We start from the raw sequence: 17,363 nt of genomic DNA, 5'->3' as shown, positions 1-17,363 counted from the left end.
CCGGTTTCGTTTGCCCCTCATGTTCGCCCCGCCCCGCAACCTTCGCGATGAACTCCTGGACCTCGACCAGGCTCCGTTCGAGGAAGTCAAAGACAGTTTGAACGATGTGCGTCGGGTGAACCGCTATCTCAGCGGTTACAAGGTGCTCCTGCACCACATGCGGCCGTTTCTCGAATCGCAACCCGAAGGCGTGCCGTTGACCGTGCTCGACGTGGCGACGGGGTCGGCGGATCAACCCATCGAGCTCGTCCGCATGGCGCGGCGCATGAAGCGTCCCATCCGTGTGGTGGCGTTGGATGTCAACGCCAAGATGTTGCGTTACGCACGGGAAGAGACGCGGCGCTATCCCGAAATCCGTTTTGTGCAGGGCGACGCGAAGCACATGCCGTTCGCTGACGGTGCGTTCGATGTGGTCATCAACAACCTGGCGCTTCATCATTTCAGCGAGGAGAACGCGGTGATCCTGCTCGGGCAGTTCACGCGTCTGGCCAGGAAGGGTGTGGTGGTCAACGATCTGCACCGGAGCTACGTGGCGTGGGTGTCAATCTACATCCTCACGCGCCTGCTCACCAATAACCGGCTGACGCGCTACGACGCTCCAGTGTCGGTGATGAATGCGTTCACGCCGGAGGAGATCGCCGGCCTCGCACGCAAGGCGGGGTGGCGCGATTTCAAAGTGTACCGGCATTTTCCGTATCGCATCGCGCTGGTGGAGACCAAGCGTGCATGATGGGTCGCGGAATTGAATATAAGGAAACAGGATGTCGAAAACGTATGATGTGATCGTGATCGGAGCGGGACCCGCCGGCGCCGCCACGGCCCTGCTGTTGCAGGCCAGGGGGTATGAGGTGTGCGTGGTCGAGCGCGCGCGTTTTCCCCGGGACAAGGTGTGCGGCGAGTTCATCAGTCCCGCCGCCGATCCCATCCTCGAAAAACTCGGTGTGTTGTCAGCGATCGAAGCGACAAACCCGCTCCGACTGCGCGGCGTTGCCATCTCCGCATACGAAGGCGAGGAGCTTGCCATCGACTACCCGCCGCATGCAGGCCGCGCCATGACGAGCCTGTCTCTTTCACGGTTGTCATTCGATCACATTTTGTTTTCAAAAATGCAGGAACGCGGCATCACGGTTTTGCAGGAGCATCAGGTGGACGACCTGGTGTTCGACGCGGGGATGGTCACGGGCATCACCGGGCGTGATCCCGGCAACCAGCCGTTCACCTTGCATGCGCGTGTGGTGGTGGATGCGGGCGGCAGGAACGCCGTATCGATCCGCCGCATGGGATTGCGGCGCAGACCCAAACTGCGCCGCGGCAAGGTAGCCTTGGCGGCACACTGGAAAAACGCGGAGCTTCCCGCCGACTACTGTTACATGCACATCAGCCGTCCCGGCTACACCGGCATGGCGCCGGTCGGTGACGGCACGGTGAACGTGGTGCTGGTGGTCGATGCTGATCGCGTGAAGGGCGAGGACATTGATGATTTTTACCGCCGCGTGGTGCTGGGCAATGCACGGCGGCGTGAGATGTTGAAAGACGCCGAGCCTGCCGAGCGCGTGCGCACGGTCGATTCGCTGGCGTTCGAGGTCGATCCGCTTCCCTGCGGCGGGCTGGTGCTGGTGGGCGATGCGATGGGCTTCATCGATCCGTTCACCGGCGAAGGCATTTACCTGGGATTGCGCAGTGCGGAACTGGCGGCCGCGACGCTGGACGTGGCGTTACAGAAAGGGGATGTATCGCGCTGGATGCTGGAACGGTATGCCCTGCGGAGAAAGCAGGAGTTCCACAAAAAATTTGTGCTGAGCCGGATTTTGCAGAGACTGATTTACCGCCCCGGCCCGTGCCGAAGCGTGGTGCGCCTGCTCGCCGAATACCCGTCGCTGGCGGCGACGCTGGTCGGCGTGATCGGCGACTACCTGCCCGCCGGGCGGGTGGTGTCGATGTCCTTCCTGTTAAGAGTGGTGATGGCCTGGGTACGAACGCCTGCGGCCACGCGGTCCCTCAAACCTTCTCCTTCATCGGCGCTCGACAACCGTCCCCTCCCGGAGGAGGGGTGACCGTCGTTTTTCTTTAACTGGCTTCAGGTTCGAGCGATTCCAGCATGCGTTCCAGTTGGTCCTTGCAGTTCAGTTTTTGTTTCTGAAAATTTTTCCTCTCCAGTTCCTCTTCCGGTGTCAGGTAAGCACGTTTGTTGAGTTCCTCGACCTGGTGTTTCAGGCGGGTGTGTTCATCAAACAGGCGTTTGAATTCCGGGATTTCGCTTTTGGCTTTTTCGAGGGTTTGCGGATCGATGTCCATGAGTGGATCTCCTTCCTCATTTATATGGTGGATCAACCTTTGAAGTTGAGTTCGGCCTCGGATTTGCGGATGTAATGAATTTTGAGTGTATTGAGGTCGTAGGAGTGCTCGCGTTCGAATCGCGGAGCCGCCCACAGGGCCGCACCGCTCGCGACACTCCGGATCTGTGCCGTTTCGTCCGTAAGAAAAAGGTCGCCGAGTTTTTCGCGGAATACCTCCCGATAAGCGGTGACGCCGGAGCCGACGAACAGGGTGGGTCGCTCGATGAGACCGCACAGCGCTTCCGGGGCCAGAACCCGGTCCTCCATGTCTCGCGTCCATTGGTTTCTCCCGCGGGAAAAGCGGGCGGCGTACACTTCCTTTTTGCGGGCATCCAGCACCGGGCAGAGGGCGTGCGGGTCCGTATCCGTATCCACGGCGGCCGCCCAGGCATCGAAGGTGCCAACGCCGATGAACGGTTTTTCCGTGGCCAGCACGAATCCCTTGATGAGGCTGATGCCGACACGCAGGCCGGTGAACGAACCCGGTCCCGTGGTCACCGCAAAACCGTCCACCTCATCAAGACGGACTTTCGTTTCGGTCAATATGCGATTCACCAGTTCCAGAAGACGATTGGAAAACGCGGGCTGGCCCTGCGACGTCAGTTCTTGGAGGATGGCTTGGTCTTGAAGGAGGGCAACACTGCATTGCGGGGTCGATGAGTCGATGGCCAGAATTCTCATCGCGCTCCCTCGTCAATGGGGTTGTGTTGAATCCTTTTCATGGCTCTGTCCGCCCATAAAAGGTATTCCGTATCATCCTCAACTTAGGCCATTCTCAGGTAAAAGTCAACGCTCCTGGAAACGGCCCGAAACCGCATAAAACAGGGGGTTTGCGCCTTGAGGGGCGGACAAGTGATTGATTCCATACCGGAAAAAATATGGCCTCAGAAAGGCCGCCCAGGGCGGCGATCCCTCCCTCTTTTCCATTTCCGAACTGCTGAAACCCGCGCAGGCATAGGTTCGGTATCAGGAATTATCACCTTAATTATTGATTTTATTAGGTTTATTTTCTTGACAAAAAATAGGCTTACGGTTAATTTACAGGGCAGACTGGGAATTTAGTTATAAACGTCTGATTTTATTATTTTTACATGATTAGTTTTGAGTGCAGTGAGGGGATGGGGAACCACCATTTCATTCAAGGGGGAGGACAGTCATGTTCTACCAAGTCAAGATTCTGGACGCCCAGGGTAAAGTCAAGAAGGTGATATCTTCCAACAAACTGAGCCACAATCACTGGAAACAGAACGACCAGGCGCAGGACCACAAACTGACCGTGGAATTCGACGAACTGGAAGAGGAATCGCTCAACACGCAGACCGTGGGGGGTAAGGTGTCGCTGTTCAAGCTGGACGAATCGGTGGATTGAAAAGCAAGAGTTGAATGGCACTCTCCGTTTGCCGCCGTTATAATACCCTCGTTTCACGCCATTGATGCTTCGTTGCTAATGTAACCGGACGACACGGAGCCGGAGTTTCCGGGCTGGCAAGGCCAGAGTTGACAGGGCCGCCTGGATAGAAATTTGAGATGCCATGTATGTGACCACCGAAAGCGGGTTGGCCGACCTGATCGCACAGCTTCAGGATTGTGACCAGCTTGCCATCGACACGGAATTTGTCCGCGAAAAAACCTATTTCCACCGCCTGGGCCTGGTGCAGTTGGCGTGCAACGGAATTTGCGCCGCCATCGATCCCATCGCCATTCCCAGCCTCGATCCGCTGATCGACCTGCTGAAGCGAAAAGACATTCTGAAAGTATTTCACGCGGGCAAGCAGGACTTGGAAATTTTGTACCGGCTGGCGGGGGAGGTCATCGAACCCGTGTTCGACACGCAGGTGGCGGCGGCGATGATCGGCTGGGGCGCGCAGATTTCGTTTGCCAAGCTCGTCAAACGCGCTACCGGCAAACGCCTGCACAAAAACGAAACTTACAGCGACTGGTGCCGCCGTCCCTTAAGCGAGAACCAGATCGAGTATGCCCTCGACGATGTGCGTTTTCTTGTTCCTGTTTACGAGAAGATCGTCGCCCAGCTCAAAAAACTGAACCGGCTCGAATGGGTGCAGGAGGAGTTGAAGCCGCTCACCGATCCCGAACAGTTCGCCCTGCCCGATCCCCACACCCAGTTCATGCGCGTCAAAAACATGCGCACGCTCAAACCGAAACAGATGGCGGTCCTGCGCGAGGTCGCGGCATGGCGGGAGAAGGAAGCGCGCCGGCGCAACTGCCTCGCCAAATTCATCATCCGCGACGAAACGCTCCTGCAGATGGCCCGGCAGTGTCCGGAGACCGCTCAGCAACTGCACGACCTGCGCGGCATGAACGGCAAGGAAATCCAGAACCACGGCGATACGTTGTTGAAACTGATCCAGAAGGGCCGCTCGGTTCCCGAAGACCAGTATCCCGAATTGCCGGAAGGCACGAGTTATGCCACCACCCGCGGCGTCGAGGAACTGCTTGCGGCGTACGTGCAGATCCGTTCCGAGGAGTTGCGCATCGAGCCGCACATCCTGGCCGACCGCAAACAGATCCATTCCTTCGTGCGCTATCATGAACAGGAAGAAAACCTCGACGAGCACCCGTTGTTCCAGGGCTGGCGCAAGCACCTCATCGGCCGCGACCTGCATATGATTCTGGAAGGCGAGCAGGGGCTCATCATCAACAAGAAAGGCCGTGTGAGCCTCATCAATCCATCACCCAACCCCAATCCGTCCTGACCGCTTTCATCTCAACGGCCCCACCGCGGAACTCAACCCAACGTATTCAGCCACATCTTAAACGCATCGGTCTGGCGCAGGGACGCGAGGTCGGGGTCCTGCCGGATGGCGTCGAATTGTTTGTAACCGAGTTGCACGGATTGCTTTAATGCGGTGAGGGCTTCGTCCGTCTGGTTTTGCAGAGCGTGGTAGCAGGCGAGATTGTAATACAGGTGCGGGCTGTCCGGTTCCATCTCCTTCAACGTGTTGAGCGTCTCCAGCGCGGCGTCGAACTGCTGTCCCTTGAGGTACGCACTGCTCAGGTTGATGTACACCGGGTGCAGGTGTTTGTCGTGGCGGAGCGCCATTTTGTAGTTGCGCACCGCTTCCTGCCAGTCGCCGCGGCTCAAGAAACCGTTGCCCTCGTTGTAATGATGGATGGCCATGCGGGTCTCGTCGCTGGCCTGATTTTTCGAACCTTCGGAAAAACCGCTGGGTTGGGCACCGCCCGGGGTTTTGGTGGCGGAGCCTTCGCGCGCGGTGTTTTCGGTGGGGGAGGGGTCGTTGAACGGAGCCTGATCGCTCCACAGGGCGAGCCCCATGAACACCACCACCAGCACGGGCAGGTAGCGCTGGACGATGTGAGGTGGAATCTTCATACCCTTAGAATACCTGAGTCGCCGGGGGAATTGCATCCCCAAGAACGCTCGGTTTAACCCCTTCCCCGCGGGGGTTGCAATCGGCCACGATTGGTTTAAAATCCGAAAAGCTATCCGCTCCCAAGGCGGCCTTCGCCGCCGTGCTTCATCCCCGCCAACCGGGACCCTGTACCATGACCATCCAGATACTGCCAGACAGCCTCGCCAACCAGATCGCCGCCGGTGAGGTGGTCGAACGACCTGCCTCCGTCGTCAAGGAACTGGTGGAGAATGCCATCGACGCCGGGGCGACGCGCATCGCCGTCGAGATCGAAGGCGCGGGCAAGGAGTCGATCATCGTCCGCGACAACGGATGCGGCATGGACCCGCATGATGCGAAACTGGCTTTGGCGCGGCACGCCACGAGCAAGATCTCCCAGCCGGGCGACCTGGTGTCGATCCGCACCCTGGGGTTTCGTGGCGAGGCGCTCCCCAGCATTGCGTCGGTGGCCAAAGTGCGCCTCACCACCTGCCACGCCGAAGGGCAGGCGGGCACGGAAGTGACCGTGGAAGGCGGGCAAAGCGCCGTCGTCAAAGAAACCGCGTGTCCCAAGGGCACCACGGTGGAGGTGCGGCAGTTGTTCTACAACACCCCCGCGCGGCATAAATTCCTGCGGCGCGACAACACCGAGGCGGGGTACATCACGCAGGTGGTTCAGCAACAGGCACTGGCGCACCCGGGTATTCAGTTTTCGCTGTCGCACAACGGACGCACGGTGGTCAACACCCTGCCGACAGACCAGGTGCTGTACCGCATCGCCGAGTTGTTCGGACCGGAACTCACCCGCGAACTGTTGCGCGTGGAAAAGGAGGAAGGGCGTTACCGGATTGAGGGCTACGTCTCGAGCCCCATCCTCACCCGGTCGAAACGCGACGATCAGTTCAGCTTCATCAACCACCGCCACATCCGCGACAAAGTCCTGCTGTCGGCGACGCAGAAGGGATACAGCCACCTTCTGCCGCGCGGCCAGCACCCGGTGCTGTTTCTGTATTTTTCGATGGACCCGGACCTGCTCGACGTCAACGTGCATCCGGCGAAGGCCGAGGTGCGGTTCGCGTACCAGAGCGAGGTGTACCGGTTCGTGATGGAGGCCATCCAGGAAGCACTCGCCGGAAACGAGAAGTCCGGCCTGCCGGAGCAGACAACGTTTGCGCCTTCCAGATCGGCAGAAGGGACCGCCGTTCCTCATGTGGCCAACGGGGCGGGGTCGGAAACTTACACCAGCGTGCCGCGGCCGCATCTGGAGCGGCCGCCCGCAGGACCGCCGCTGCGTTACCAGCAGACACATTCGTTTCAGGACATGGGACAGGCACTGCAATCGTTTTATGGGAAGGGTGCAGGCACCGCGTCCGTGCATCCCGGCAGTCTGCCGCCGGGGATCGATTTGTTCCGCACCAGGCCGCGCGCGGTGTCGGACATGATTTACTCCGAGTTCGAGCCTTTGGGTCAGCTCAACAATTCGTTCATCATCATGCAGGGACGACGCGGCGTTTTGGTGGTGGACCAGCACATCGCGCACGAACGCGTGCTGTACGAACGGTTCAAGAAGGCGGCGCTGGAACGCAAGGTGGAGATCCAGAACCTGCTGTTCCCGCTGGCCATCGAGTTCGCTCCCGCGGAGGCGCAGGCGCTGGAGCCGGAACTGCCGGAGCTGGCCAAGCTGGGGCTGGAGATGGAACCGTTCGGCACCAACGGGTTTTTACTGCGGTCGGTGCCCGCCATCCTCAAGGCGCACGATCACGAAGCCGTGGTGCGGGAGATCGCCGCGGCGCTGGCCCGCGACGAAGCCCAGCACAGCCTGCAGGACAAGTACGACGACATCATCATCATGATGTCATGCCGGAACGCGATCAAGGTCAACCACCCCATGGAACTGGACCAGATCAAAAAACTCCTGCATGATCTGGAGATGACCGAGATGCCTTACACATGCCCGCACGGTCGTCCCATCGCACTCCTCTTTGACATCGAAGACATCCTCAAACAGTTCCACCGCAAATAAAAAAGGCGTCTCCCCTTTTCAGGAGACGCCCCGTAATCCTCCCGGATGAGCCCGGCGGTCACTTGACCGTGATCTTCTTGATGGACTTGACCATCTTTTTGAGTTTCTGCGTGTTTTTGGCTTTCAGCACTTTTCTGGGAGTCTGCGCGCCATTGCCTGCACGTTTGCGGCTGAGCGCCCAGTCCTGGATTTCCTTCAGGCATTTTTCCTTCGAGCGCGGCGTCAGCTTGCGGTAATGGCCGAGGAGTCTTTTCTCATTCGATGAGGCGGTGATATAGAAGTCTTCCTTGATGCCCTTGAACATCAGCCGCCCTTCGTTGAGCGATCCACCGACCACTTCGATGTTGTCGGCCTTGACCGGCGGCAGTTCGCTGTCTGGCCGGGTCAACTCCTGCATGCTGACGCGGGTGGTCAGCAGGCGGTCGAGGGAGATGTCCGCCAGCCGGGCAAGTTTGATGAGCACCGCCACCGGGGCGTCGCGTTCCCCCGATTCATAACGCACATAGGTTCGAAAACCGATGTCCATGATCTGCGCGAAAGCCATTTGCGTGCATTTCAGGCTTTTCCGGATCGTTCGCATGTTCTCAGATAAAACCGTCATAGTACCTCTTTGGAAAAAATTCCCGGATCAATAAACGGTTCCCAGCAATACGTTGATCCTGTTTTCAGTATAAGAAAAGGAAGGGGGGATTTTCAAAAAAACATTCCCGATCTGGCCTTAAAAATGGGGAGCAAACCCGTCCAAAAGCGGGCGCGGGAACGTGCGGGGAGTTGCGGGGAATTGCGGTGAGGGGCGGCTCAGGCCAGTTCGATGCCGTTTTTACGCAGAAATTTATAGGCTTCGTCGATCCAGCGGCGTTCTTTTTCCAGCTTGTAGTCCGGCAGGTCCTTCGAGGAGCCAATGATGCTTTTCATGTAATCGATGGCTTCCTGCTTCTTGCCGCGCTTGTCGAGCAGTTTGGCGTAGTGGTAGTACGCCTTGAAGAAGTGGTAGGAATTGATCACGGCCTCGTAGGTTTCGAGCGCCTTGTCTTCCTGCCCGGAGAGGCGGTAGCACTCGGCCAGCCCGAAAATGGCATTGCCATAGTCGTATTTTTTGTCGATCTCCACCAACTCTTCGAGCACCTCGGCGGCCTCGGAGAAGCGGCCCTGACCGTAGTAGCACTTGGCCAGTCCGTAGCGCGCCTCGTTCATTTCCGGATCGCGCTTGACCGCTTCCTGAAACGGCTCGATAGCCAGGTCGTATTTTTTCTGTTCAAGGTAAATCTGGCCGAGCTTCTCGTAGTGATAGGCCTTGTCGTACTTGCCGATCAACTCCTTGAGTTGCAGGGTCTCTTCCGTGTCCAACTCCTTGCGCGGTGCGCTGGGCTGGAAGAAGGACGACCGGCCCGCGCTCTGCTGTCCGCCGCCATTGCCGGACGACGGTGCGGACACGCGGTTTTTGACAGCAAAGAAGTAGGCGATGGCGCCCACCGGCATCAGCACGATCATCACAATGATCCAGACGAAGTGCTCCTTGCGGTTGATGCAGTCGATGCACATGTATGTGGTGAAGATCAGCGAGGCGATCCAGAACAATTCCGTCATGAAAAAGCTTTTTCAGAAAATGCCAAGGCCCCCTGTCTTTCAACGACCTGATTGGATTCGTTCAGCAGGAGGACTTTGGGTTTGTAATCATTACTTTTATTTGCGCTCATCATACCATAAGCGGCAATTATAATGCGATCATTTCTCTCCACCATCCGGGCGGCGGCGCCATTGACGGAAATACGGCCCGAATTGCGCGGTCCGGGGATGACGTAGGTCAAAAATCGGTTGCCGTTGTTGATATTGTAAATATGCACCTGCTCGTAGGCCAGGATGTCCACCTCATCCATCAAGTTCTCGTCGATCTCAATGCTTCCTTCGTACTCGATGTCGCGGTCGGTGACCGTCGCCCGGTGAAGCTTCGCGGTCAGCATGGTTCTTTGCATGGCACTCTCTCAATCAAACAGTTATCGATCAATCTGGCTTTCCCGACAAACACCGCCAGGGCCACCAGGGCCTTGTCATGAATGACTTCCAACTCCTCAAACGTGTCCGCATCGCAGACCGATACGTAATCGATGCGCGCATCGGGGTGCGGCGCGAACACGAATTCAATTTCCCGGCGCAGAAGCGTGGCGTCGGTTTCACACGCCGCAATGCGCTCCCTCGCCATCTCCAGCGCGCGGCTCAATGACAGCGCGGTTTCGCGCTGTTCCGCGTTCAGGTACTGGTTGCGCGAACTCTTGGCCAGTCCGTCGGCATCGCGCACGATGGGACAGCCCACGATCTTCACGTCCAGGTTCAGGTCCTCCACCATTCTGCGGATGACGTGCAACTGCTGGCGGTCCTTTTCGCCGAAATAAGCCATGTGCGGCTGGACGATATGAAACAGTTTCAACACCACCGTGGTCACCCCCTGGAAGAATCCGGGGCGGCTTTTGCCGCACAAGTGGCCGGTGAGGCCCTCAACCGTCACCACCGTCTGGAACTCTCCCGGATACATCATGTCCCGCGTGGGCAGAAACACCGCATCCACGCCCAGAGGCTCCAGCAGGCTGCGGTCGGCCTCCCAGTTGGCCGGGTAGGTGTCGAGATCCTCGCCGGGACCGAATTGCTTCGGGTTGACGAAGATGCTGACCACCGTCTGGTCCGACTCGGCGAGCGACCGTTTCACCAGGCTGAGATGCCCTTCGTGGAGCGCTCCCATGGTGGGGACCAGACCCACGACCCGGCCCGCGCTCCGGGCCTTTTGGGACCATGCTTTCATGTCCGCGATGGTGCGAAGGATTTCCATGACGCTGTCGTCCGGGGATCAGGAGGAACCCTGATTGCCCGCCTCCCTGAGAGGTTTGCGTTTCAGGTTGTAGGTGTGCTCGGCGGTGGGGAAGGTTCCGGTCTGCACCTCGTCCACATAACTGCGGAGCGCGCTCTGCACCGCCTCGCCCAACTCGGCGAAGCGTTTGACGAATTTGGGCGTGAAGTCCTGGTTGAGGCCCAACAGGTCGTTGAGCACCAGAATCTGCCCGTCGCAGTCACGGCCCGCACCGATGCCGATGGTGGGGATGTCGATCTCGCTGGTGATCTCCGCCGCCAGCTCTGCCGGGATGGCTTCCAGCACGATGGCGAATACCCCGGCCTTCTGCAACGCCAGCGCGTCCTTTTTGATCTGGCGGGAGTCGTAATAATTCTTGCCCTGCACGCGGTAACCGCCGAACTGGTGGATCGACTGTGGCGTGAGGCCGATGTGGCCCATCACCGAAATGCCCGCATCCACCACGGCGCGGACGCGGTCGGCGAATTTCACCCCGCCTTCCAGTTTCACCGCCTCGGCGCCGCCTTCCTGGATGAAGCGGCCCGCGTTGCGGATCGTCTCTTCATCCGAGACGTGGTACGACATGAACGGCATGTCGCCGACGACCAGCGCGCGGCCGACGCCCCGGCGCACGGCGCGGGTGTGGTGGATCATCTCGTCCATCGTCACCGGAAGCGTGGTGTCGTAACCGAGCGACACCATGCCGACGGAGTCGCCCACCAGCACGAGGTCGATGTCCACGCCGTCCAGCAGGCGCGCCATGGAGTAATCGTAAGCGGTGACGGCGGTGATTTTGCGTCCGGTCTTTTTGCGTTCCATCAAAACCGGCAGGGTCATGCGTTGGGTGTTCATGGAAATCCACTTTGAAAAAGCCGGGATTCCGGGGACCGTGCAGGTCCCAAAGACAGGGAAGGGGGGCGTACCCGTCACACCGCCCCAAACGAAAAAGCCCCAGGTCTTTGAATGACCGTGGGGACGATGAGGGCGCTGAGGGTTTAAAAGGTTGCAACGCTTACTGGTTTGAAGCCCCTCTGATAAGGGGTCTCCGACCGCGTCTGGCCTCTTGTTACTCGGTGTCGCTCCGTCCCGGTCTTGTCAGGATCCAAGCGGATTGTAATATTCTCGTCCTATTTTATGATTATTGATTTTGTGAATCAACTCTTTCAGGTCAATTTTTTTGTCCACGATGTCGATCTTGTTGGTGTTCACCACCAGCAGGGGCGTTTCGGTGTAATAAAAGAAAAAGTTATTGAACGCCCGGTTGACAGAATCGAGGTATTCGTAGTCGATCAACTGCTCGTAGTCCCTGCCGCGCTTTTCCACGCGGGTGAACAGGACATCGGTGTCTGCCTGCAGGAAAATGACCAGATCCGGCTTCGGAATTTTGATGCGCACGAGGTTGTAAATCTGCTGGTAGAGCGTGTACTCGTGGTCCTTGAGGTTGAGTTGGGCGAAGATGTGGTCGCGCTGGAACAGGTAGTCGGTGACCGCGATACTGCTGAACAGGTCGCGCTGGGCGAGTTCCCGGTACTGGTTGAAGCGGCTCAGTAAAAAAAAAACCTGGGTCTGGAAGGCGTTGGCTTCGCGGTCCTGATAGAATTTGCCGATGAAGGGGTTGTCCTCGTCCACCTCAAGCACCAGTTTGGCGTCGTACTCCTGCGCCAGCCGCCTGGCGAGCGTGGTTTTGCCAGCGCCGATGCCGCCTTCGATTGCGATGAACCTGGGTTCGTTCATGAGAATGGGATTCGAGAGCTGGTTCCGGCGAAGCGGTGCGGGGGGTGCCCGCCGGGCTTAGGAACCGTAACTGAGCACTTCCTTGATGGTCAACTTGAGTTCCCGCAAATCGGCCGACTTCACCACATATGCCTCCGACGCCCACACCTGGAAATCCTGCTTGTATGTTCCGTACGCCGAGCACAGGATGATGGGAATGTTTTTGTTCTGCTCTTTGAGCAGGCGCAGGAAGTCGATGCCGTTCATGCCGGGCATCTTGATGTCCAGCGTGATGAGATCGGGCTCCTGTCCCTCGATCACCTTCAGCGCTTCCTCGGCGCTCCGGGCGCACTCCACCTCGTAGCCTTCATCCTGCAGTTCTTCCTTGTAAAGGAGGCGGATGTTGTCTTCGTCGTCCACGACGAGAATTTTCTTTTTGGACATGAATTGCGCTGGTTGCGGAATGCGGGGAGCCCAGTCTGGCCCGCCTTTCCGGGTTCTGGATCATTCAGGTTTTATTATAATTACCGATTTTTTGCAACGGTAAATACACATACACGGTAACCCCCTTGTTGATGTTGTTGTTGACGTGCAGGGTGCCGCCGTGTTCCTCGATGATGCGCCGGGAAATGGACAACCCCAACCCGGTGCCGGTCTCTTTGGTGGTGAAAAAGGGATTGAAGATATTCTCGAACAAATCCGGAGGAATGCCGCCGCCGGTGTCTTCGATGCATAGCGTCAGGGACTCCTTACCGCTTTCCGTCTGGCCCGCGCGGTGGCCACGGTAGGTGGATACCGTCAGGAGCCCGTCGTGCGGCATGGACTCGATGGCGTTGAACAGCAGGTTCATGATGACCTGCTTGATCTTTTTCTTGTCCAGGTAGAGTTCCACATCCGGTTCCATGAAGCTCTTTTTGAGGTCGATGTTGCGTTCCTCGATGCCAACCTCAAAAAAGTCGATCACCTCGCACACCAGTTCGTTGAAGCGGCACAGCTCGACTTCCAACTCCTCCGCCTTCGAGTACAGCAGGATATCCTGCAACAGGCGCTCCAGCCGTTCGGTCTCGTTGACGATGATGCTTGCATAACGGTACAGGCCGCGCAGATCGGAAAGGGGAGGCGGCGCGCCATTCTCTCTTTCCTTTAAGTCACCGATACGGTCGCGGAGCCGCCTTGCGAACCCGCCAACTGAGACCAGCGGATTTTTGATTTCGTGCGCGACCTCCGCCGACAATTCGCCCAGCGCCGCCAGTTTTTCGGATTGGATCAACTGTTCCTTGGTGCTCAGCAATTCGCGGTTGGATTCCAACAGCTTGTTGACCAGCCGCGAGTTTTCGATGACCCAGCCGAGGTGTGTGGCCAGCCGCCCGACCAGTTGCAGGTTGGACTCGGTGATGGGTGCGTTGTTGTACAGGTTGTCCACCAGAAGGACACCGAGGACTTCCCGGTGCGGCATCAGGGGTACCGTGGCGAAGCTGGGCGCACCCAGCGCATCGGCAAAATCCCTTGGCACCAGTTCGTCGTTCATCGCGTCGCTTACGATGTGGGGCTTTTTATTGAGCGCCGTTTCTGCAACGACGTTTCCAGGTGAAAGCGGAATTTTGAGCGAACGCGCGTACTGGTTGAAGCGGGTGTCGCGGAATTGCTCCCAGAGCGGGTTTTCCAGCAGGCGCGTGAGGGAAAACTCGCCGTCCCCGGACAGCTCGTGCCAGATGCGTCCGGCTTCTTCCGCCGAGTCGGGTCCCAGTCCCATGTATCCCAGCAGGTGGCCCGATTTTTCGTCGAGCAGAAACAGGATGGCGCGGTTGAATCCTCCGGCTCCACCGAAGGTGATGCCCGTCATCAGAATCCAGATACGGTGATCGAGCTTCGGTGTTTCCTGCACGGCGGTATTGATGGTATAGAGCAGGGTCTGTTCGCGGAGCAGGGCCTGACTTTTCTGGTATTCGAGCGCGTTGCGGATGCACCCGGTGATCTGTGCGGAGATGGTTTCCAGAATGGAAATCTCCGTCGCCGTAAACTGTCTGCGGTCGAGAGTGTGCACGTTGATGACGCCGATGCACTGATCGTGGTCGATCAGCGGTACCGACAGCATCGACGGGAATTTTTCTTCTTCGATTTCGGGGAAGTACACGAAGCGAGGGTCCTGCATGGCCTCGCTCAAGGCCAGCGCCGTCTTGTTCTGCGCCACCCAGCCGGTCACTCCGCGGCCGGGTTCCAGATAAATGCGCGTGGCGGCGGAGGGGGGCAGGCCGCTGGTGGCTTTCAACTTCAACCGCAGATCGCCAAAGTACGACTGCTCCATGAGGTAAATGGAACAGGCGTCGATACGCATCTTGTTCTTGATGACCTCGATGGTCTGCGCGAGGATTTCGTCGAGGTTGAGCGGCGAGGTGGAAATGTGGGCGATCTCGCGGAGAACTTCCAATCCTATGATGCTGTCATCCACCATATGTGTGTCCCCAAGATCGTGGTTGTCAGGGTTCTCGGAGTGCTTTCCGGTAGAGCCGGATGTATTCCGTGGCGGCGCGTTCCCAGCTCAGGTTCTGTGACATGCCATTTCGAATCAGGCGGCGCCATGGCGTCCGGTTGGCAAACAGCCCGGACGCTGTGCGGAGGGATTGCAGGAGATATTTTAATTCAAAGCGGCGGAAATTGAAACCGGTACCGCGGCCGGTGTCGGGATTGAAATTCTTCACCGTGTCCGCCAATCCCCCCACCGACCGGGCCACGGGCACGGTGCCGTAACGGAGGGCGTACATCTGCGTCAGCCCGCAGGGTTCGTACACCGACGGCATGAGCAGGATGTCGCTCCCGGCGATGATGCGGTGGGCCAGCCCTTCGTCGAACGCCAGTTTGCAGGCGAAACGTCCGGCGTACCGCTTTTCCTGTTTGGCGAAGAACGCCTCGTACGCCGGATCGCCCACGCCGAGAAGCACCAGCCCGATGTTTTCTTTCATGATTTGAGCGAACCCGTCCCGCACGAGGTCGATGCCCTTCTGCCACGAGAGGCGCGTCACCATGGACACCACCGGCTTTTTCTGCGGCACGGTGAGGTTCATTTCCTCCAGCAGGGTTTTTCGGCAGACGGCCTTGCCATTCAGGTGGTCGCGGTCGAACGGCGCGGCGATCCACGGGTCGCTCGCCGGGTCCCACTCCTCGTAATCGACGCCGTTGAGCACGCCATACAGGTTGTCCTTGCGGGTCTGGAGCACGCCTTCCATGTGGAAGCCGTTTTCGGCCAGCAGGATTTCCTGCCTGTAGCGTTTGCTGACCGTGGTCAACAGGTCCGAATAGACCAGCCCCGCTTTCAGAAAACTGAAGCGGCCGTGGAACTCGAGCCCCTGCGTGTGGAAGGCTTGGGCGGGCAGGTGGGCGAGGGCGAGGGTGGAAACATCGAAGTTTCCCTGGTAACCGAGGTTGTGGATGGTGAACAGGGTGCGCGTGTTTTTGAAAAACGGGTCGTGCTGGTAAACGAGTTTCAGATAGGCGGGCACCAGCCCCGCCTGCCAGTCATGGCAATGAATGATGTCGGGTTGGAACCCAATCGCCTTGCACCACTCCAACGCGGCGCGGCAGAAAAAAACGAAGCGCGATGCGTTGTCCGGGTAATCGGTTCCTCCCTCACCGTACAATCCCTTGCGTCCGAAATAAAAGTCGTTGCCGATGAGGTAAAGCGGCACCTTGTTTTGCAGGTGGGTCAGATGAATGGCGGCCTGCGGGTTGGAGATGCCGACGGGAATGGATAGGGTGCGCCCGGTATTTTGAATCGTGGCTTTGCCATGAGTGGAAACGGAGGCGTAATGCGGAAGCACGCAACGCACGTCGTGTCCCAGCCGGTGGTGCGCCAGGGGCAGAGCGCCGCAGACATCGCCCAATCCCCCGGTTTTGGCGAAGGGGTGGGCTTCGGCGGCGACGGACAGGATTTTTAGCGGACGGGCCATGTCACGGGTGAACGGTGCAGGACCTCAGGATTTCTGCGGCCTCCTCCGGACTCACAGGATTGATATGGAACCCGGTGCCGGCCTCGAACCCGGCCAGCTTGGTCAGCTTCGGCATGATTTCGATGTGCCAGTGGTAATACGTGCTGTGTTTGCCGTTGACGGTGGAGTTGTGCAGGACGAAATTGTAAGGCGGCTGGTTGCAGACCATACGCAGTTTCAACAGCACATCCTTCAATATGTTCGCCGCCCCGGCCAGCGCCTCGGCCGAATCGTGCTCGAAATGCGCCTGGTGGTATTTGGGGAGAATCCAGGTTTCGAAGGGAAAACGCGGCGCGTACGGACAGATGGCGATGAAGTCGCGGTTCTCCATCACCACCCGGCGGCCGTCGCCCCGCTCCTGCGCGATGATGTCGCAGTAAATGCAACGCTCCTTGTATTCGTAATGCCGCTTCGCTCCATCCAGTTCCTCCAGCACCAGCTCGGGCACGATAGGAAGCGCCACCAGCTGGCTGTGCGTGTGCTCGAGCGTCGCGCCCGCCGCCTCGCCGTGGTTTTTGAACACGAGGATGTAGCGGAACCGGTTGTCGCGTTTCAAGTCGATGATGCGTTGCTGGAATGCCCACAGCGTGTCCTGCACGGCGCGCTCCGGCAACTCTTCCAGCGCCTGCTCGTGACACGGGCCCTCGATGATGACCTCGTGCGCGCCGATGCCGTTCATCTTGTCGTACAGGCCTTCGCCGACGCGGTCGATACCGCCCTCGATGGTGAGGGCCGGGTACTTGTTGGGCACCACGCGCAGAGACCAGCCGGATGCGTTGGGCACCGACCCGTTCGGCCTGAGGGCGAGGATCTCGGGCGGCGTCTTGCCCTCGTTTCCGAGGCAGAAAGGACAAAATCCCGCCTGCGCGTTCACGGTGGGGCTGGCAAAATCCGCAGGACGCTTGCCGCGCTCCTGGGCGATGATGACCCATCGATCGACGATGGGGTCCTTTCTCAATTCGGGCATTTTCGGTTCCGTTCTTTCCGGGCAATCCAGCAATGGTAATGGTCTGAATACTAAGCAAAGGCCTGTGAAAAGTCAATTTAAGCGGCGAGCACCCCGGAGTGCGGTTGGGTTTCCCTAAAATAATTGAATGA

18 protein-coding genes are annotated in these 17,363 nt (G+C 58.6%); 5 read left to right on the top strand and 13 right to left on the bottom strand.

The genetic code is table 11. The features are described 5' to 3' along the window. The first annotated feature begins 19 nt into the window (after positions 1-19). Together J2S31_RS09725 and J2S31_RS09720 are read left to right on the top strand one after the other, a co-directional pair. Positions 20-730 (top strand): methyltransferase domain-containing protein, encoded by a 711-nt coding sequence (locus tag J2S31_RS09725; RefSeq protein ID WP_237098886.1) that lies wholly within the window; start codon positions 20-22, stop codon positions 728-730. Between the two features lie 31 nt (positions 731-761). Beyond that, positions 762-2,054 carry an NAD(P)/FAD-dependent oxidoreductase gene (locus tag J2S31_RS09720; RefSeq protein WP_237098885.1) on the top strand — a complete coding sequence of 431 codons (1,293 nt, stop codon included), beginning with the start codon at positions 762-764 and terminating at the stop codon, positions 2,052-2,054. Positions 2,055-2,067: 13 nt separating this feature from the next. On the opposite strand, the gene J2S31_RS09715 is transcribed toward J2S31_RS09720, so the two are convergent. After that, positions 2,068-2,295 carry a YdcH family protein gene (locus J2S31_RS09715; RefSeq protein ID WP_237098884.1) on the bottom strand — a complete coding sequence of 76 codons (228 nt, stop codon included), beginning with the start codon at positions 2,293-2,295 and terminating at the stop codon, positions 2,068-2,070. A gap of 32 nt (positions 2,296-2,327) precedes the next feature. Then, positions 2,328-3,017, bottom strand: coding sequence for a tRNA (adenosine(37)-N6)-threonylcarbamoyltransferase complex dimerization subunit type 1 TsaB (gene tsaB / locus J2S31_RS09710; RefSeq protein ID WP_237098883.1), 690 nt, complete (start codon positions 3,015-3,017; stop codon positions 2,328-2,330). 475 nt (positions 3,018-3,492) lie between these two features. On the opposite strand from tsaB, the gene J2S31_RS09705 reads away from it, so the two are divergent. Further along, complete coding sequence (locus tag J2S31_RS09705; protein ID WP_237098882.1) at positions 3,493-3,705, top strand: hypothetical protein; 213 nt, start codon at positions 3,493-3,495, stop codon at positions 3,703-3,705. Positions 3,706-3,868: 163 nt separating this feature from the next. Further along, positions 3,869-5,050, top strand: a complete 1,182-nt coding sequence (gene rnd, locus J2S31_RS09700; protein ID WP_237098881.1) for a ribonuclease D — start codon at positions 3,869-3,871, stop codon at positions 5,048-5,050. A gap of 32 nt (positions 5,051-5,082) precedes the next feature. On the opposite strand, the gene J2S31_RS09695 is transcribed toward rnd, so the two are convergent. Continuing rightward, positions 5,083-5,688: a TPR end-of-group domain-containing protein gene (locus J2S31_RS09695; protein ID WP_237098880.1), complete on the bottom strand. Its 606-nt coding sequence runs from the start codon at positions 5,686-5,688 to the stop codon at positions 5,083-5,085. Positions 5,689-5,861: 173 nt separating this feature from the next. Here J2S31_RS09695 and mutL point away from each other — a divergent pair, with 173 nt between their 5' ends. Continuing rightward, positions 5,862-7,730 carry a DNA mismatch repair endonuclease MutL gene (gene mutL / locus J2S31_RS09690; protein ID WP_237098879.1) on the top strand — a complete coding sequence of 623 codons (1,869 nt, stop codon included), beginning with the start codon at positions 5,862-5,864 and terminating at the stop codon, positions 7,728-7,730. Positions 7,731-7,788: 58 nt separating this feature from the next. Here the strand turns inward: mutL and J2S31_RS09685 are convergent, their stop codons facing one another. From J2S31_RS09685 to galT, 10 genes are all read right to left on the bottom strand, one after another. Continuing rightward, positions 7,789-8,310: a helix-turn-helix domain-containing protein gene (locus J2S31_RS09685; RefSeq protein WP_237098878.1), complete on the bottom strand. Its 522-nt coding sequence runs from the start codon at positions 8,308-8,310 to the stop codon at positions 7,789-7,791. A gap of 218 nt (positions 8,311-8,528) precedes the next feature. Further along, positions 8,529-9,317, bottom strand: coding sequence for a tetratricopeptide repeat protein (locus tag J2S31_RS09680; RefSeq protein WP_237098877.1), 789 nt, complete (start codon positions 9,315-9,317; stop codon positions 8,529-8,531). Further along, positions 9,314-9,703 carry an aspartate 1-decarboxylase gene (gene panD / locus J2S31_RS09675; protein ID WP_237098876.1) on the bottom strand — a complete coding sequence of 130 codons (390 nt, stop codon included), beginning with the start codon at positions 9,701-9,703 and terminating at the stop codon, positions 9,314-9,316. Before panD ends, J2S31_RS09680 begins: the two co-directional genes overlap by 4 nt. Further along, positions 9,685-10,551 carry a pantoate--beta-alanine ligase gene (gene panC / locus J2S31_RS09670; RefSeq protein ID WP_237098875.1) on the bottom strand — a complete coding sequence of 289 codons (867 nt, stop codon included), beginning with the start codon at positions 10,549-10,551 and terminating at the stop codon, positions 9,685-9,687. The genes panD and panC overlap by 19 nt, the downstream gene beginning before the upstream one ends. Positions 10,552-10,569: 18 nt before the next feature. Beyond that, positions 10,570-11,421 (bottom strand): 3-methyl-2-oxobutanoate hydroxymethyltransferase, encoded by an 852-nt coding sequence (panB, locus tag J2S31_RS09665; RefSeq protein WP_237098874.1) that lies wholly within the window; start codon positions 11,419-11,421, stop codon positions 10,570-10,572. A gap of 243 nt (positions 11,422-11,664) precedes the next feature. Beyond that, positions 11,665-12,303: a deoxynucleoside kinase gene (locus J2S31_RS09660; protein WP_237098873.1), complete on the bottom strand. Its 639-nt coding sequence runs from the start codon at positions 12,301-12,303 to the stop codon at positions 11,665-11,667. A 57-nt stretch (positions 12,304-12,360) separates the two neighbouring features. After that, positions 12,361-12,726, bottom strand: a complete 366-nt coding sequence (locus J2S31_RS09655) for a response regulator (protein ID WP_237098872.1) — start codon at positions 12,724-12,726, stop codon at positions 12,361-12,363. 64 nt (positions 12,727-12,790) lie between these two features. Next, positions 12,791-14,734 carry a GAF domain-containing sensor histidine kinase gene (locus J2S31_RS09650; protein WP_237098871.1) on the bottom strand — a complete coding sequence of 648 codons (1,944 nt, stop codon included), beginning with the start codon at positions 14,732-14,734 and terminating at the stop codon, positions 12,791-12,793. Between the two features lie 25 nt (positions 14,735-14,759). Further along, positions 14,760-16,226: a glycogen synthase GlgA gene (glgA, locus tag J2S31_RS09645; RefSeq protein WP_237098870.1), complete on the bottom strand. Its 1,467-nt coding sequence runs from the start codon at positions 16,224-16,226 to the stop codon at positions 14,760-14,762. 1 nt (position 16,227) lies between these two features. Further along, on the bottom strand, positions 16,228-17,232 hold the full coding sequence (gene galT, locus J2S31_RS09640; RefSeq protein ID WP_237098869.1) for a galactose-1-phosphate uridylyltransferase: 1,005 nt from the start codon (positions 17,230-17,232) through the stop codon (positions 16,228-16,230). Positions 17,233-17,363 lie beyond the last annotated feature (131 nt).

Origin of the sequence: Nitrospina gracilis Nb-211 (genome assembly GCF_021845525.1) — a bacterium.
Taxonomy (GTDB): domain Bacteria; phylum Nitrospinota; class Nitrospinia; order Nitrospinales; family Nitrospinaceae; genus Nitrospina; species Nitrospina gracilis_A.
The sequence above is the reverse complement of the archived record's forward strand: the minus strand, read 5'-3'. Positions and strand labels throughout refer to the sequence as shown.

Excerpts from the sequence above, each read along its gene's own strand:
- J2S31_RS09725 (WP_237098886.1), top strand. The coding sequence starts at position 20 with ATGTTCGCCCCGCCCCGCAACCTTCGCGATGAACTCCTGGACCTCGAC.
- panD (WP_237098876.1), bottom strand. The coding sequence starts at position 9,703 with ATGCAAAGAACCATGCTGACCGCGAAGCTTCACCGGGCGACGGTCACC.
- rnd (WP_237098881.1), top strand. The coding sequence starts at position 3,869 with ATGTATGTGACCACCGAAAGCGGGTTGGCCGACCTGATCGCACAGCTT.
- tsaB (WP_237098883.1), bottom strand. The coding sequence starts at position 3,017 with ATGAGAATTCTGGCCATCGACTCATCGACCCCGCAATGCAGTGTTGCC.
- glgA (WP_237098870.1), bottom strand. The coding sequence starts at position 16,226 with ATGGCCCGTCCGCTAAAAATCCTGTCCGTCGCCGCCGAAGCCCACCCC.
- J2S31_RS09695 (WP_237098880.1), bottom strand. The coding sequence starts at position 5,688 with ATGAAGATTCCACCTCACATCGTCCAGCGCTACCTGCCCGTGCTGGTG.
- panB (WP_237098874.1), bottom strand. The coding sequence starts at position 11,421 with ATGAACACCCAACGCATGACCCTGCCGGTTTTGATGGAACGCAAAAAG.
- J2S31_RS09715 (WP_237098884.1), bottom strand. The coding sequence starts at position 2,295 with ATGGACATCGATCCGCAAACCCTCGAAAAAGCCAAAAGCGAAATCCCG.
- mutL (WP_237098879.1), top strand. The coding sequence starts at position 5,862 with ATGACCATCCAGATACTGCCAGACAGCCTCGCCAACCAGATCGCCGCC.
- J2S31_RS09705 (WP_237098882.1), top strand. The coding sequence starts at position 3,493 with ATGTTCTACCAAGTCAAGATTCTGGACGCCCAGGGTAAAGTCAAGAAG.
- J2S31_RS09680 (WP_237098877.1), bottom strand. The coding sequence starts at position 9,317 with ATGACGGAATTGTTCTGGATCGCCTCGCTGATCTTCACCACATACATG.
- J2S31_RS09720 (WP_237098885.1), top strand. The coding sequence starts at position 762 with ATGTCGAAAACGTATGATGTGATCGTGATCGGAGCGGGACCCGCCGGC.
- J2S31_RS09660 (WP_237098873.1), bottom strand. The coding sequence starts at position 12,303 with ATGAACGAACCCAGGTTCATCGCAATCGAAGGCGGCATCGGCGCTGGC.
- J2S31_RS09685 (WP_237098878.1), bottom strand. The coding sequence starts at position 8,310 with ATGCGAACGATCCGGAAAAGCCTGAAATGCACGCAAATGGCTTTCGCG.
- J2S31_RS09655 (WP_237098872.1), bottom strand. The coding sequence starts at position 12,726 with ATGTCCAAAAAGAAAATTCTCGTCGTGGACGACGAAGACAACATCCGC.
- galT (WP_237098869.1), bottom strand. The coding sequence starts at position 17,232 with ATGCCCGAATTGAGAAAGGACCCCATCGTCGATCGATGGGTCATCATC.
- J2S31_RS09650 (WP_237098871.1), bottom strand. The coding sequence starts at position 14,734 with ATGGTGGATGACAGCATCATAGGATTGGAAGTTCTCCGCGAGATCGCC.
- panC (WP_237098875.1), bottom strand. The coding sequence starts at position 10,551 with ATGGAAATCCTTCGCACCATCGCGGACATGAAAGCATGGTCCCAAAAG.